The sequence below is a fragment of the Staphylococcus shinii genome (genome assembly GCF_017583065.1).
Classification (GTDB): domain Bacteria; phylum Bacillota; class Bacilli; order Staphylococcales; family Staphylococcaceae; genus Staphylococcus; species Staphylococcus shinii.
Map to the genome: position 1 here is coordinate 606,039 of NZ_JAGEVL010000001.1, position 16,394 is coordinate 622,432.

Genomic DNA, 16,394 nt, shown 5'->3' on the forward strand with positions numbered 1-16,394 from the left:
TTTACAATAATTTTTCAATCTAATTTACAACTATAAATAGGCATATAATTTATATAAATAAATCGGTCAACGTTTGCAATATTCAATTTTTATATTTTACTATTATTTTAAAAAAGAAAAATATGGTCATGTATATTGTACATAATTCAAGTTTATTTTATCAGTAAATTAATGTGTTACCATTGCTTGTTAACAATGTTCCAAAGAGAAAAAATATAAAAAATGAGACAAAAAAACAAAGCAAACAGTATACTATATGTTTGCTTTGTTGCTAATAAAAATTTATTTTCAAAAATGAAAATATTGTTAGAATCTAAAAGTTATCTTTTAATTTCAACCATTTCGAATGCTTCAATAATGTCGCCTTCTTTAAGGTCATTGAATTTTTCAACTGTTATACCACATTCGTAGCCTTGAGCTACTTCTTTAACATCATCTTTGAAACGTTTTAATGTGTCTAATTCACCTTCAAATTGTACTACGCCGTCTCTTATCACACGTACCCCAGCATTACGTGTGATTTTACCGTCAATCACATAACTACCAGCGATTGTACCTACTTTAGAAACTTTGAAAGTCTGACGAACTTCTGCTTGTCCAATAACTTGTTCTTCAAATTCTGGATCTAGCATACCTTTCATTGCAGATTCAATTTCTTCAATAACGTTATAAATAACGCGGTGTAAACGCATATCTACGCCTTCATTGTCTGCCGCTCTTTTCGCACCAGTATCTGGGCGTACATTAAAGCCGATAATGATACCATTTGAAGCATTTGCAAGTGTAACGTCTGATTCATTAATTGCACCTACTGCTGTATGAATGATTCTCACATTAACGCCTTCAACATCTATTTTCATTAATGATGCTGCAAGTGCTTCTACTGAGCCTTGTACATCACCTTTAATAATTACGTTAAGATCTTTCATTTCACCTTGTTTCATTTGTTCGAACAGGTTATCTAATGAAACGCTCTTACTTTCTTGACGCTGTTGCAACACATTTGCTTCATGACGTGCTTCACCGATACGTCTTGCTTGTTTTTCATCTTTGAAGACAACAAATCTATCACCAGCTTGTGGTACATCATTGATACCAGTAATTTCTACAGGTGTAGAAGGACCAGCTGACTTAATACGTTGACCTAAATCATTTACCATAGCACGGATTCTGCCATAAGTGTTTCCTACTACTAGTGAATCGCCAACATTAAGGGTTCCGTTTTGAACTAATAATGACGCAGATGGTCCGCGTGATTTATCCAATTCAGCTTCAATCACAGTACCCACAGCGTGTTTACTTGGGTTTGCTTTTAATTCCTGAACTTCTGAAGTTAGTACAATCATCTCTAGTAAGTCTTCAATACCGTCTCCACTTAAAGCTGAAAGTGGTACGAAAATTGTATCGCCGCCCCAAGCTTCAGGAATTAAACCGTATTCTGTTAATTCTTGCATTACACGGTCAGGATTAGCTGTTGGTTTATCAACTTTGTTTACAGCCACAATTGTAGGTACCTCTGCTTCTTTAGCATGGTTAATCGCTTCAATTGTTTGTGGCATTACACCATCATCTGCTGCTACTACTAAAATTGTAATATCAGTAACTTGGGCACCACGAGCACGCATTGTTGTAAATGCAGCGTGACCTGGAGTATCAAGGAAAGTGATTTTTTTGCCATCATTTTCAATTTGATATGCACCGATATGCTGAGTAATACCACCTGCTTCACCAGCAGTTACTTTAGTATGACGAATTGAGTCTAATAATGTTGTTTTACCATGGTCAACATGTCCCATGATTGTTACAACTGCTGGACGTTCAATTCCATTTTCTTCATCAGCATCATCTTCAAAATAAATTGATAAGTCTTCTTCATCAATGATAACTTCTTTTTCAAGTTCTACACCATAATCATCTACGATTAATTCTAAAGTTTCATCATCTAAAGATTGGTTAATGTTTGCCATTATACCAAGTAAAAATAATTTTTTAATAATACCTGAAGAATCTATATTTAGCTTCTCAGCAAGTTCACCTACAGTTATACCATCATGATACGTAATTTTAGAAGGTATTTCCTTTGGCTCTTCTTGTTTAGGTTGTTTATTATTTTTATTGTTTTTATTAGTATTCTTATTGTTGTTTTTATTATTTTTCTTGTTGTTTGATTTATTATTTTGATTGCCTTTGTTACTTTGGTTATTTTTATTATTCGTCGTTGATTGTTTGTTTTGAGCACTTTTCTGTTCTGCTTTAGCAGCTTGTTGTGCTTGTTCTGGTTTATAGATTTTATCTAATGCTTTAATTTGGTCGTCTTCTAACGTTTGCATATGGCTTGTTACCTCAACGTCCATTTTAGCTAGTTCATCTATAATATCTTTACTTTTTAATTTTAAATCTTTTGCGTATTCGTAAATTCTTTTTTTACTCATATAGTCACTCCTTACGATATTCATCAATCATTGACAATAACTTTTTAGCAAAGCCTTGATCAGTGATTCCAATGTTTACACGTTCTGCTTTCCCTAAAGCTTGTCCTAATTCAGCTCTCGTTCCAAATATGCGTAATGATATATGGTAACTTTCACATTTGTTCTGTATCACTTTAGCTGTGTTATCAGAAGCATCTGTTGCAATGATTACGAGCTTTAACTTGTTCTTTTTTAAATCATTTAAAATGACAGATTCACCTGTTTTAACTTTTCCAGCACGCATTGCTAAACCTAAAAAATTTACGATTTTGTCCTTGGTCATTTAGGAATCTCTTCACGATAAATAAGACGTATAATTTCTTTATAAACAGGTTCTAGTGTTTCAGCATCAGCTTTATAATATTTTTCTAATATACCTTTTTGCTGAGCCTCTTCTACTAATTTAACATCTTTTGATACATATGCACCACGACCTTGTTGTTTTCCAGTTGTATCAGCAAAAATTTCGCCTTCTTTATTTATCACAACTCTTATCATGTCGTTTTTCGGATGCATTTCATTTGATAGTATACATTTACGCATTGGAATTTTTTTCTTTTTCATAAAGTAATCACTCCAATTTATTTTTCAGTATCTACATCTTCTTCTATAATTTCGCTTGTAGCATTTTCGGAATGTGCTACCTCTGTGTCAACTGTTTCAGAAGGCGTGTCAACTTCTTCAATGATACCTTCATCAGTTGGATAAACGCCTGCTTCTCTTGCGTCAGTTTCAGATTTAATATCAATCTTCCAACCTGTTAATTTAGCAGCTAAACGGGCATTTTGGCCACGTTTACCAATCGCTAATGATAATTGATAATCTGGTACGACAACAATTGTAGATTGGTTTGCTTCATCAACAATAACTTGTAAAACTTGGGATGGACTTAAGGCATTTTTGACAAATATTTTTGGATCTTCGTTCCACTGAACGATGTCAATTTTTTCTCCACCAAGTTCTTCTACTACAGCTTCCACACGAGAACCTTTGGCACCAACACATGCACCGACTGCGTCAATATCAGGATTGTCAGAGTGTACACTGATCTTAGAACGATCTCCAGCTTCACGTGCTACAGATTTAACAATTACTGTACCATCAAATATTTCAGGTACTTCTTGCTCAAACAAACGTTTTAGTAAGCCTGGATGACTTCTTGAAACATAAATTTGTGGGCCTTTTGTAGTTTGTTCAACTTTGTTTACGTATACTCTAATTCTTTCATTTGGAATATAACTTTCATTTGGACTTCTTTCCGCTTCAGATAAAACTGCTTCAGTACGTCCTAAATTCACATAAACATAGCGATGATCTACTCTATCAATTAAGCCTGTTACGATGTCATCTTCTTTATCGATAAATTCATCATATAGGATTTCGCGCTCTGCATCACGTAAGCGTTGCATCACTGCTTGTTTGGCTGCTTGAGCACCCACACGCCCGAAATCGTTTGGTGTAACATCTTCTTCATAAATATCACCAATTTCATATGCAGGGTTTTTAACAAGTGCAGTACTTAAATCAATTTCTTCTCTATCATCCATTGATTCTTCGACAACTTCTTTTCGTGCGATAACATGAAATGTACCATTATCCATATTTAATTCAACACGTACACTTCTTGCACTATCATAATTCTTTTTATAAGCAGTGATTAAAGCTGCTTCTATAGCATCAACTAACACTTCTCTAGGAATCTTTTTTTCTTTTTCTAAGTACTCAGTTGCTAATAATAATTCATTACTTGACACGACTTATCATCCTCCTTATCACGTTATATCATTACAGCATGACGTGCTTTAGCGATCTTGCTTCTTAATATTTCAACTTGTTTTGTTTTTGACTTATCCTTAACTTCCATAGTTATCGTTTCATCATCAACAGATTTTAAAATACCTAACCATTCCTTAGAACCTTCAATTGGTGCATATAAAGAAACGAAAATAGGTTTTGTTACAGCGTTATGGAAATCTTTGTCTTTTTTAATTGGTCTTTCTGCACCAGGTGACGCAACATCTAAGTAATACATTTCTTGAATAGGATCTTCTGCATCCATAACTTCGCTGATTTTCTCAGAAGCTAACGCACAATCGTTTAAGTCTACGCCGCCTTCTTTATCAATAGATACTCTTAAAAAATGGTCTTTTCCTTCTTTTGTAAACTCAACTTCTACTAATTCAAAATTTAAGTCGTTAAGGACAGGTTGAATAATTGCTTCAACTTGCTCAGTTATTTTACTCATGCTGACCTCCTTTTTTGGCAAATAGAAAAGAGCGGGTAATATGCCCACTCTTCCTGCCTGAGTCTAATTTTTTAAGCACTATTATTATATCATATGTTTATTTTCTATACAAATAACTATATTTTATAAATCCCATAATGACAAGCTAGTCACTTTGTTGTGCTATGTTTTATAAGTTTTAAATTCTTTTTTTATTAAAGCATTGTTTCAAACGCTTCGTAATTTAAATCCGCTAATGTTGTTATTTTAACGCGCTAAAGCCATTATACCTCTATATAAATTAAAATTTGTAAGTCATCTAATTTTTATAGCTTCAAATCACGCACCTTAAGTTTGAGATAATTGTTCAAACCTAATTTAATCAATTTTAGTATTAGCATTTATAATTTAATTGATACAACTTGTTACATGTCAAAAATTGAAAGTTGTGCTTTGTCTGGCAAGTTAGGTAATGAGCCTAATTCATCTAAATACTCAATTACTTTCTGTGATAAACCTGCCTTCTTATTTAAATCCTCTTTAGATAAGAATGGTCCTTCTTCACGAGCTTCAACTATTCTTTGTGCAACGTTTTCCCCTAGACCTGGAACAGATATAAATGGTGGGATTAAAGTATCACCTTCAATTATAAATTCGAAAGCCTTACTCTTTTCTAAACTAATTGGTTGCATCCGGTAACCACGTTGAGCCATTTCATTCATAATTTCAAGTACAGTTAAAGTATCTTTTTCTTTTTTAGCTAAATCCATATATCTTGAATACATGTCATTTACTGTATTACGAATACTTTCTTTATCTTTAATCATTGAAATTAAGTCAAAATCAGAAGCACGTACCGTGAAATAACTTGCATAATAATACAATGGATAATGCACTTTGAAATATGCAATACGTACTGCCATCAATACATATGCAGCAGCATGCGCTTTAGGGAACATGTATTTAATTTTTCTACATGAATCTAAATACCAGTCTGGTACTTCATTATCGACCATAGCTTCAACCATATCGTCTGTTAATCCTTTACCTTTACGCACAAATTCCATCGTTTTGAAGGCAAGTGATGGTTCTAAACCGTTATACATCAAGTAAACCATAATGTCATCACGACAACAAATTACGCTAGCTAAATCGCATTTTCCAGAACGAATTAAATCTTGCGCATTACCTAACCATACATCCGTACCATGAGAAAGACCAGAAATTCTAACAAGTTCCGAGAATGTTGTAGGCTTTGTATCTTCTAGCATTTGTCTAACAAAGCCAGTACCAAATTCAGGTACGCCAAATGTGCCCGTTTTACATAGAATTTCCTCTGAAGACACACCTAATGGTTCTGGTGAACTAAATATACCCATTGTTTCTTTATCATCAACTGGAATCGTTTTCGGATCAATACCAGATAAATCTTGCAGCATACGTATCATAGTTGGATCATCGTGTCCCAGAATATCTAGTTTCAAGACATTATCATGAATAGAATGGAAGTCAAAATGCGTTGTCATCCAAGACGATGCTTGATCATCTGCTGGAAATTGGACTGGCGTAAAATCATATATATCCATATAATCAGGCACAACGATGATACCGCCTGGATGTTGTCCTGTTGTACGTTTTACTCCTGTACAACCTTTCACTAGTCTATCAATCTCAGCACCACGTTTATGGATACCTTGGTCATTTAAGTAACCTTTAACAAAACCAAATGCAGTTTTTTCAGCAACTGTGCCTATTGTACCAGCACGGAACACTTTATCTTCCCCAAAGAGTTCCTTTGTATAATTATGTGCTTCCGGTTGATATTCCCCACTAAAGTTCAAGTCAATATCTGGTACTTTGTCCCCTTTAAATCCTAAGAATGTTTCAAAGGGAATGTCTTGTCCTTCTTTAATTAAGTCACAGCCACAAGATTCACATTTTTTATCCGGTAAATCGAAACCAGAACCAACTGAACCATCATTAAAGAATTCACTGTTCTTACATTCTGGACAAATATAATGGGGCGGCAATGGATTTACTTCTGTAATTTCTGTCATTGTTGCTACAAAACTAGACCCCACCGAACCACGTGAACCTACTAAATAACCATCATTTAATGATTTTTTAACAAGCCTCTGTGAAATCAAATAAATAACAGAGAAGCCGTTTCCAATAATACTTTCTAGTTCTTTCTCTAAACGATCAATAACAATTTGAGGCAATTCATCGCCGTATAATGCTTTAGCATTAGAGTAGCTCATTTCACGAATTTCATCATTTGCGCCTTCCATTCTTGGTGTATACAATTCGTCTTTAATTGGTACAACACGTTCAATTTTATCCGCTAATTCATTTGTATTTTTGATAACAAGTTCGTATGCTTTTTCCTCACCTAAAAAATGTAATTCATCTAACATTTCATCAGTTGTTCTAAAATGTGCTTTGGGTAAAGTTGAACGATTCAACGGATTACCTGGTTGTGATGCAATTAAAATTTTACGGGCAATTGCATCATGTTCATTTAAATAGTGTGCATTGCCTGTCGCGATTACAGGAATATTATTAACATCTCCAGCCCTAATTAAACGATTATATATTTCATGTAATGTTTCATTATCTCTCACAAGTTCTCTATCGATTAAATCTTGATAAAGTGCTGGTGGTTGAACTTCTATAAAATCATAGTACTTAGCAATGCGTTCCACTTGAGATTGATCTTTTTGCATTACGGCTGTAAATACTTCACCCTCGTCACAAGCTGAACCTACTAATATCCCTTCACGGTACTCATCTAAAAGTGAACGTGGAATCCGTGGGGTACGATAATAATATTGAACTAACGAAGCACTTACAATTTTAAACAAGTTCTTCAAGCCTTGTTGGTTTTGTACAATGAGAGTAACATGATTAGGTCTCGCACGCTTATACGCGTCCTCGTTTGTCAAAGAAGTATTGATATCTTGATGATTGTGAACCCCGAGTTCTTCTAATTGTTTCAACATTTTTATAAACATATACGCAGTTGCTTCAGTATCATAGATGGCTCTGTGATGTTGAGTCAATTCGACACCATATTTTTTAGCTAAGAAATTCAAACCGTGCTTACCATATTCTGTATTAATTGTTCTAGATAATTCTAATGTGTCAATAACACCGTTTGTAGAAGCACCTATACCAACATGTTCATAACCAGTATCAATGAAGCCCATATCAAAGGAAGCGTTATGAGCAACAAAAATTGCATCTCCGACCCATGTTTTAAATTCTGTTAACACTTCTTCAATTTCTGGTGCATCCACTAACATATCATCAGAAATATGAGTTAAGTTTTTAATTGTTTCTGATAAACGTTCATGTGGATTACTAAATCGTTCAAACTTATCTATAATTTCACCGTCTTTAACTTTGACAGCCGCAAGCTCAATAATCTTATCGTATTGGTTAGACAAACCTGTGGTTTCAACGTCAAACACAACATAAGTTGCTGTTTTCAAATTACAATCTTTAGGTTTATAAGCTATAGGCACCCCGTCATCAACAAGCATACCTTCCATGCCATAAATCATTTTAATACCATTTTTTTCTGCCGCAGCGTGTGCATCTGGAAATGCTTGAACAACGTTATGATCTGTAACAGCAATAGCTTTATGACCCCACTTAGCAGCTTGTTCTACATACGTAGAAATATTTGGGATGCCATCCATTTGGCTCATAGAGGTATGCAAGTGGAATTCTACTCGTTTTTCTTCAGCTTTATCTTGCTTCGTTGCTTTTTTAATTTCTTCTATGTCTGACATCATCATAACTAAATCTCGTACAAAAGTATCTTCTTCTATTCTACCTTGTGCACGTACCCATTTCCCTACGCTTAAAGCTTTGAAATGAGCTAAGTCATCTTTATTTTTACGGGTGAACATTTTTAATACGAGAGAATCCGTATAGTCTGTTACTTTTATTTCTACAATATGTCTACCACTTTTCAACTCTTTTAGATTAATATCAAAAATAACGCCCTCAACGGCTACTTTAAACTCTTCTTCAATAATAGAATCAATTGTACGTACGTTTTCAATTTGAATTGGTTTACCAATTTGACATTTTGAGACAGAACTTTCGTTATTATCTTGTTGTTTTGCTTTTTCAGCTTTCATTTTTTCTAATTTTTCTGTTGCTTCACGTGCACTCTTTTCATCTTCTTCTTGTATATGTGCCTCTAATGATGCTAAATCACCATCATTTACAGCGCTATCAGTTTCAAAAACAACTTTACTTATATTAAATCCGCACTGTTGATATGCTGCAATTAAACTACCGTTACAAGCTTTATCAAAATGATCTCGTTCAATATCGTTTTGACACATCACTTTTAAAATATCTCCAGACATTATCAAACGTTTCTGTTTCAATTGACCTTTAACTTTTGGTGATAACTTTGTTTGATCGATACAATGACTAAAGTATTTAATAGCAAATTCATCTTGGTTTGCTTTATCTTTTATCGTGATATTACATTTTACCTCAGCAATTGTTTTGAATTCTTCAGTAATTGCACTAGTGAAAAGTAAGTAATCTTCTATTGTTAAAAAATATGGGAAAGTGATTTGAAACACCCATGAACGATCTACTGTTTTAACGTCCACACGTGTTAACTCACTTTGTGTTAATATTTCAGAATCCAAATGCTCTGCTATTTTAATTTGGTCAGCTAGGATTTTAAACTTTTCCTGATTTGTCATTGGCATGACGATAACCACCTTACTATTAATTACACTGTTTTACTTGTATATTATTGATTACATTTTATGACGGTGTATGTATTATTTTTCATTCTCTCTATTATAACGAAATATATTTGAAATTCTAATAGTTCAACTCTTTGGACCTAATTCATAATTTTTACAAACAAATAAGTGGGAGCGGAACAGAAACCAAAGTTTTAAATTTGATTTCATATGCCCGCCCCCACAAGACTGAATAAGTATTTAAAAATCTTGAAACCCTTATTTTTAAATACTAAACAGCTACTGTATATGCTCCAAGTTTAAACACATCAGTATTTAATACTCTATTTTTTGTTTCAGCCTTATGATTTTTTATAGGTATTATTAACCTATTTACATTAGCTATTATAACAAATTGTCATCGACTCTGCTTTCAATTTATATATTTGAATATAAGTCACTTACATAGTTTGTTAAGTTATCAATGTGAATATCTTCGCTGTCACCAGTGTCACGACGCTTAACCTCAACAATGCCTTCAGCTGCATTTTTACCAACAACTACTCGTATTGGTAAGCCAATTAAATCTGCATCATTAAATTTCACACCCGCACGTTCTTTACGATCATCATATAACACATCAAATTGCTCTTTTAACTGTGTATAGAGTTGATCTGCTAATTCACGTTGTTCATCTTTTTTAGGATTTATTGTTATTAAATGTAAATCAAATGGTGTAACTGACTTCGGCCAAATAATACCATTTTCATCATTATTTTGTTCAACGATCGCGCTTAATGTTCTAGAAACACCAATACCATAACAACCCATTAATAGTGGTTTAGCTTTACCTTGATTATCAAGGAAAGTAGCATTCATACTTTCTGAATATTTTGTGCCTAGTTTAAATACTTGTCCTACTTCAATACCTTCGGCAAAGTGTGCTGAACCTGAACCATCTACTAGTGGCTCACCTTCTAATATAAATCTGAAATCGCCATATTCTGTAACTTCAAAATCGCGACCTACATTTGCATTTAATAAATGGTAGCCATCTTCATTTGCACCAACAACGATATTATTTAAGTCTTGAATGTAATTATCAGCATAAATCTTAATATCTTTATCGAAAATTGGACCTAAAGAACCGGGTTTCGCTCCAAGTAAATTAACAATTTCATCTTCAGTTGCTAATTCAATGCTATCAGTAGCAAAGTACGCTTTTAATTTAATATCATTGATTTCATGATGGCCACGTACTAAGACCATAATGAATTCACCGTCTACTTTAAATATCATAGATTTCGTAATTTCATCCAATGGCTTTTCAAGGAATGTCGCTAACTCTTGTGCAGTATGCACATTAGGTGTTTCTATTTTAGTTAATGGTTTAATCTCATCATGCTTTTCATTTGGTTGATAAATAACTTCTGCCTTTTCAATATTTGCAGCATAATCACTTTGGTCGCTAAAGACAATCGTATCTTCACCAATTTCACTTAATGCCATAAATTCATGCGTATGACTACCGCCAATTGCACCAGAATCAGCAACTACGGGTCTCGCATTAATACCAACTCGTTTAAAAATACGACCATATGCATTGTACATATCTTGATATGAGGCATCTAAAGATTCTTCATCAGCATGGAAAGAATAAGCATCTTTCATAATAAATTCTCTGCCACGTAATAATCCAAAACGTGGTCGTTTTTCGTCTCTATATTTAGATTGAATTTGGAACAATGTCAAAGGTAATTGTTTATAAGATTTTAATTCATCTCTTACTAAAGAAGTAACTACTTCTTCGTGAGTTGGTCCAAGGGCAAATTCACGGCCATTACGATCTTGTAAACGCATGAGTTCCGGCCCATATGCGCTCCAACGGCCAGATTCTTCCCACAATTCTGCTTGTTGCAGTGCTGGCATTAAGATTTCCACTGCATCAATACGTTCCATTTCTTCACGGACAATCGCCTCTATATTATTCAATACTCTAGCTGCGAGCGGTAAATAACTATATATGCCACTTGTGCTTTGTTTGATTAAACCTGCTTTCAATAACAAACGATGGCTTAATGCTTCAGCACCGGCTGGTACTTCTTTCATAGTTGGTATAAATACTTTAGACTGTTTCATTTATATACTTCTCTCCCTCTTTATAAGAAATAACGTTGTATATCGTTCCAAGTCACTAAGACCATTACGATTAATACAAATACTGCACCAATTGCAATAATCGTTGTTTCTGCTTTTTTATTTACAGGTTTTCTAAATATTGCTTCGTAAAAGACAAATAGTATGCGACCACCGTCTAAAGCAGGTACAGGTAATAAATTCATTAATCCTAAGTTGACACTTAATAATGCCGTCCAAGAAATTAAGTTTATTATACCAGTTTTAACCACAGAATCGACTGAATGATAGATACCAACAGGTCCATTTAACATATCAAAAGAGAAGTTGCCTGTGAAAATACTAGCAATCATCCCGACAATTGCAGAGAAAATAAGCTTTCCAGCTTCTAATGTGCGGTCAATACCAGCAACGATTGGTTTAAATAAAGTGTGTTCTGTGGTAGGAGTATAGCCAAATAAATATCTTGTTTGACTCTTATTTTTAGTAACTTTTTGTTCTACTTTTTTAGGCTTTATATCCATCGTATGGGTTTTACCATCACGTTCTACTGTCATTTTTGCTTTTTTGTCTTTATTCTGTTCAACAAATTTATCGATATCACTTTTGTCTTCGATTTTTTTATTATCTAATTTCACAATTGCGTCACCAGATTTAAGTCCAGCTTGAGCTGCCGGCGTATCTTTCGCTACTTCATCAACTGAATTCGTCGGTGTACCTTGATAATAAGCTAAACCGATAAATAAGACTAATGTAAGTAAGAAATTAAACAATGGTCCAGCAAATAACGTTAAGAATTTTTGATAAGGCTTTTTATATGTGAATTGTCTGTCTCTAGGTGCAATTTGAATTAAACTACCATTTTCTACAAAATATGATTTTTCTGCAATAGGGAAACGATGACGTTCATCATCATAGGCAGTCACACCTTCCACAAATAAGCCATTTTTAAAATCACATTGTTTTACTTCCATAGCTTCAATTTGTTGGAATTTGTGTTGGTCATCTAAAATGATATGTGTAATTTCTTCTTTATCATTTAATTTAATTTTTACGTGCATTCCTGGTTGAACAGGCGGCTCTTCTAAGCCGTCGCCCGCCATACGAACATAACCACCTACAGGTAATAGTCGTATTGTATATAACGTTTCATTTTTTCTAAAACTAAAAATTTTCGGTCCCATACCAATTGCGAATTCTGGACACATAATCCCTGCCCGTTTGGCAAAAAACATATGCCCATACTCATGCACGGTTACGAGGACACCAAAGACGATTATAAAAGAAATAATTGTTACTAGAAAACTCAATTTGATACACCTCATATATTCTTAATAAATTAACTACGTTTAACTTTTAAAAAACAAGCGCTTTACTTTAAAGTTTGTTATTCGTACTTCAGATTATAAAATTATAACACAATAATGCTAACTGAAACACGTTACTATTATATATTATTGTGGCCATTTTTTATGTAAAAAGGTATCAGCTAATAATTTAGTTTATTTAATCTCTAAGATGTTTTGATTATGTAATAACAGTGGCCTAATTCAACTTGCATATCTCGTAATAGCAAAACGTAGTATTAAGTTAAATTCTTTAGATTTATTAAAGGAGTTAAGAATCATATTAACTGTATGCTTAGCGCAGTTACTCCAATTCATTAACTCCATGTTTATAATTTATAAAATTTTAAGAACAACTATGTTTAGCTTTGAATTAATAATATATTCAACAATGGCAATACAAACATAAAACTATCAAATCTATCTAAAATACCACCGTGGCCCGGTAAAATTCTACCTGAATCTTTAACACCAAAATGGCGTTTAAAACCTGATTCAACAAGATCACCTAGCTGTCCGAACATACTTAAAATAATTGTAACTATGATTAATAGCCAGGTAGCTATATTAAAATCAACAAATAGCATCATTACAAGTGGGACAATTATACTACAAATTAATCCGCCAATAAAACCTTCTATTGTTTTATTAGGGCTGATAACTGGCCACAACTTATGTTTGCCCATCAATCTACCAAAAATATAAGCGCCCGTATCTGTTAACCACACAACTAAAAATGCGAACAAGATGTAATGCAAGCCTTCTGAACGAGTTTCATATAAATACATAAAACCAATACCAACATATGCGATAGACATAAGACAGAAAGCTGCATCCATAAAGCTAAATCTATTCTTAGAAAGCACGGTATAACTTAATAAAATAAAACTCATAGCTATTAACGATTTTAATTGGAAATTATTAACCCAGTCGCCTGCTTCTTGAGGCAACATAATAATTAAAATACCTAATGCACTTATTATACCTGGTATAGATAAGAACTTAATCATATTCATATTAAGCAATTCTTTTAGAGCTATAAATGCTAATAAATATGAAAATAGCATTAGAATAAAGCCGCCCTTTAGTAATACAGGGAGAAAAATGATAAGTGCTATGATTGCGGTTAAAGTTCTAACTTTCATACTAATCTCCTAACTATTTATAACCCACCAAAGCGACGTTGGCGTGATTGATAAATTTTAATACAATTTATTAATTCTTCCTTATCAAAGTCCGGCCATAATTTTTCGTTGAAAATAAATTCACTATACGATACTTGCCAGATAAGGAAATTACTAATTCTTTGTTCTCCTGAAGTTCTTATCAAAAGATCTGGGTCAGGATATGCATGAGTCATCAAATGCTCATCAATCATTTGTTCAGTGATTTCATCACTCGATAAACCTTTAGCAGTTAATTGATCATAGATTTTTTTCACACTGTTTACAATTTCGGCACGTCCACCATAGTTCATAGCAAAGATTAATTTTAAGCCTGTGTTGTCCTTAGTATCTTCTTTCGCTTTAGCTATTGCGTTGAGTGTAGAATTTGGCAAATGTTCCAAAAAGCCAATCGTTTCTACTTTCACATTATTCTCTATCAATTCCGGTAGAAAAGTTTTTAAAAATGTGCCTGGTAAACTCATAATATAATTAACTTCATTTTCCGGCCTTGACCAATTTTCTGTAGAGAATGCATATAATGTTAAGTATTTTATTCCCAGATCACTAGCTACTTTAGTGATGTTTTTTACGGTTTGTGTACCTTGGTAATGACCTTTAATTCTAGGCAATTTCCTTTGTTTCGCCCAACGACCATTACCATCCATTATGATTGCAACATGTTCAGGTATATTATGTAAATCCAATTCGAAATCGGATTGGTTAGGCTGATTTTTTTTCTTATTTAACTTTTTAAACATGGTATTTCCTCCGAGCGTGATCATCTATGTTTATTATAATAGGTTCTAGATGCAATTATCTACCATTTTATCATACTAGATAGGCGCATTGAATAAACAAATAAAAAAACTGTACCAAAGTCTGATTTGATACAGTTCAGATAAAATATGATAGACTTCTGTTTTTTGAACCCCGTTGATTAATTGAAACAACAGAATTGAAGCCAAGTCTTATCATTCATTACCATGTTTATACTGACATAATATCTTGTTCTTTTTCTTCTAACAATTTATCGATTTCTTTAATTGAATCGTCAGTTAGCTTTTGTACATCTGCTGTTTGTGATTTTAAATCATCTTCAGTGATGTCAGCATTTTTTTGTTGTTTTTTAAGTTCATCATTAGCATCACGACGTACGTTTCTAACAGCCACTTTAGCATCTTCGCCGATTTTCTTAACTTCTTTAACTAAGTCTTTACGACGCTCTTCTGTTAAAGCAGGCACACTTATACGAATCACTTCGCCATCACTTGAAGGATTAACGCCTAAGTTAGCAGCATTAATCGCTTTTTCAATGTTACCTACAGATGATTTATCGTATGGCGCAATTACTAATAAACGCGCTTCTGGTACACTGATGCTTGCAAGTTGTTGTACAGGTGTCGGTGCACCATAATAGTCAACAGTTACACCATTTAATAAATTTGAGTTAGCTCTACCTGCACTGATATTAGCTAATTCTCTAGAAAGATTATCTACAGATTTTTGCATTTTTGATTTCGTGTCATTAATAATGTCACTCATAGTCATACACCTCTAAATTATTTTGTTATTAACGTTCCTATTTTTTCACCCATAACAGCACGTTTAATATTGCCTTCTTCTGTTATAGAAAATACATTCAATGGGATATTATTATCCATACAGAATGATGAAGCCGTTGAATCCATGACTTGTAAACCTTCTTGTAACATTTGAATATGTGTTAAATGTTCATACTTAATTGCATTTTGATCTACTTTTGGATCAGCAGAGTAAACACCATCAACATTGTTTTTACCCATTAAGATAACATCAGCTTCAACTTCAGCCGCACGCAATGCTGCTGTAGTATCAGTAGAGAAATAAGGATTCCCTATACCAGCTGCAAATATTACAACACGTTTCTTCTCTAAATGTCTAATTGCACGACGACGGATATACGGTTCTGCAACTTGTTTCATTTCAATTGAAGTTAAGACACGTGTATCGCACTCTAATTGTTCAAGGCTATCTTGTAAAGCTAATGCATTCATAACCGTAGCTAACATACCCATGTAATCAGCAGTACCACGGTCCATGCCTAAATCACTACCAGTTTTACCTCTCCAAATATTGCCTCCACCAACGATAACAGCAATTTCACAATCCATTTTTGCTACTTCAGCTACTTGTTTTGCAACACTTTTAATAATAATTGGGTTAATTCCAAACCCGTCGTCACCTGCTAGTGCTTCGCCACTTAATTTTAATACAACACGTTCGTATTTAGAAGTTTGAGCCATTGTCTTATCCTCTCTATTGTAAAATATGTAATTATACAAGTAAAGAAG

The 16,394-nt window shown here is 33.6% G+C and carries 12 protein-coding genes; all 12 read right to left on the reverse strand.

Annotated elements, in window-relative coordinates; all coding sequences use genetic code 11:
* Positions 1–320 precede the first annotated feature (320 nt).
* The gene (gene infB / locus J5E45_RS02890) at positions 321–2,432 is read right to left on the reverse strand and encodes a translation initiation factor IF-2 (RefSeq protein ID WP_039066745.1); all 2,112 of its coding nucleotides are present in this window, start codon (positions 2,430–2,432) and stop codon (positions 321–323) included.
* 4 nt (positions 2,433–2,436) lie between these two features.
* The gene (locus tag J5E45_RS02895) at positions 2,437–2,754 is read right to left on the reverse strand and encodes a L7Ae/L30e/S12e/Gadd45 family ribosomal protein (protein WP_039066746.1); all 318 of its coding nucleotides are present in this window, start codon (positions 2,752–2,754) and stop codon (positions 2,437–2,439) included.
* Positions 2,751–3,035 (reverse strand): RNase P modulator RnpM, encoded by a 285-nt coding sequence (rnpM, locus tag J5E45_RS02900; RefSeq protein ID WP_208181558.1) that lies wholly within the window; start codon positions 3,033–3,035, stop codon positions 2,751–2,753. Before rnpM ends, J5E45_RS02895 begins: the two co-directional genes overlap by 4 nt.
* Before the next feature lie 17 nt (positions 3,036–3,052).
* On the reverse strand, positions 3,053–4,225 hold the full coding sequence (gene nusA, locus J5E45_RS02905) for a transcription termination factor NusA (protein WP_039066749.1): 1,173 nt from the start codon (positions 4,223–4,225) through the stop codon (positions 3,053–3,055).
* Between the two features lie 23 nt (positions 4,226–4,248).
* Positions 4,249–4,716, reverse strand: a complete 468-nt coding sequence (gene rimP / locus J5E45_RS02910) for a ribosome maturation factor RimP (protein ID WP_039066750.1) — start codon at positions 4,714–4,716, stop codon at positions 4,249–4,251.
* Between the two features lie 404 nt (positions 4,717–5,120).
* Entirely contained in the window at positions 5,121–9,437 is a 4,317-nt protein-coding gene (locus J5E45_RS02915; protein ID WP_039066752.1) for a PolC-type DNA polymerase III, read from the reverse strand.
* Positions 9,438–9,854: 417 nt separating this feature from the next.
* Entirely contained in the window at positions 9,855–11,555 is a 1,701-nt protein-coding gene (locus tag J5E45_RS02920) for a proline--tRNA ligase (protein ID WP_208181559.1), read from the reverse strand.
* A gap of 20 nt (positions 11,556–11,575) precedes the next feature.
* Positions 11,576–12,862 (reverse strand): RIP metalloprotease RseP, encoded by a 1,287-nt coding sequence (gene rseP, locus J5E45_RS02925; RefSeq protein ID WP_208181560.1) that lies wholly within the window; start codon positions 12,860–12,862, stop codon positions 11,576–11,578.
* A 398-nt stretch (positions 12,863–13,260) separates the two neighbouring features.
* A complete protein-coding gene (locus J5E45_RS02930) occupies positions 13,261–14,043 on the reverse strand; it encodes a phosphatidate cytidylyltransferase (protein WP_039066755.1) in 783 nt (260 codons plus the stop codon).
* A gap of 17 nt (positions 14,044–14,060) precedes the next feature.
* Positions 14,061–14,822 (reverse strand): isoprenyl transferase, encoded by a 762-nt coding sequence (locus J5E45_RS02935; protein ID WP_039066756.1) that lies wholly within the window; start codon positions 14,820–14,822, stop codon positions 14,061–14,063.
* A 229-nt stretch (positions 14,823–15,051) separates the two neighbouring features.
* The gene (gene frr, locus J5E45_RS02940) at positions 15,052–15,606 is read right to left on the reverse strand and encodes a ribosome recycling factor (protein WP_039066758.1); all 555 of its coding nucleotides are present in this window, start codon (positions 15,604–15,606) and stop codon (positions 15,052–15,054) included.
* A gap of 17 nt (positions 15,607–15,623) precedes the next feature.
* On the reverse strand, positions 15,624–16,346 hold the full coding sequence (gene pyrH, locus J5E45_RS02945; protein ID WP_017724293.1) for a UMP kinase: 723 nt from the start codon (positions 16,344–16,346) through the stop codon (positions 15,624–15,626).
* Positions 16,347–16,394: the final 48 nt, after the last annotated feature.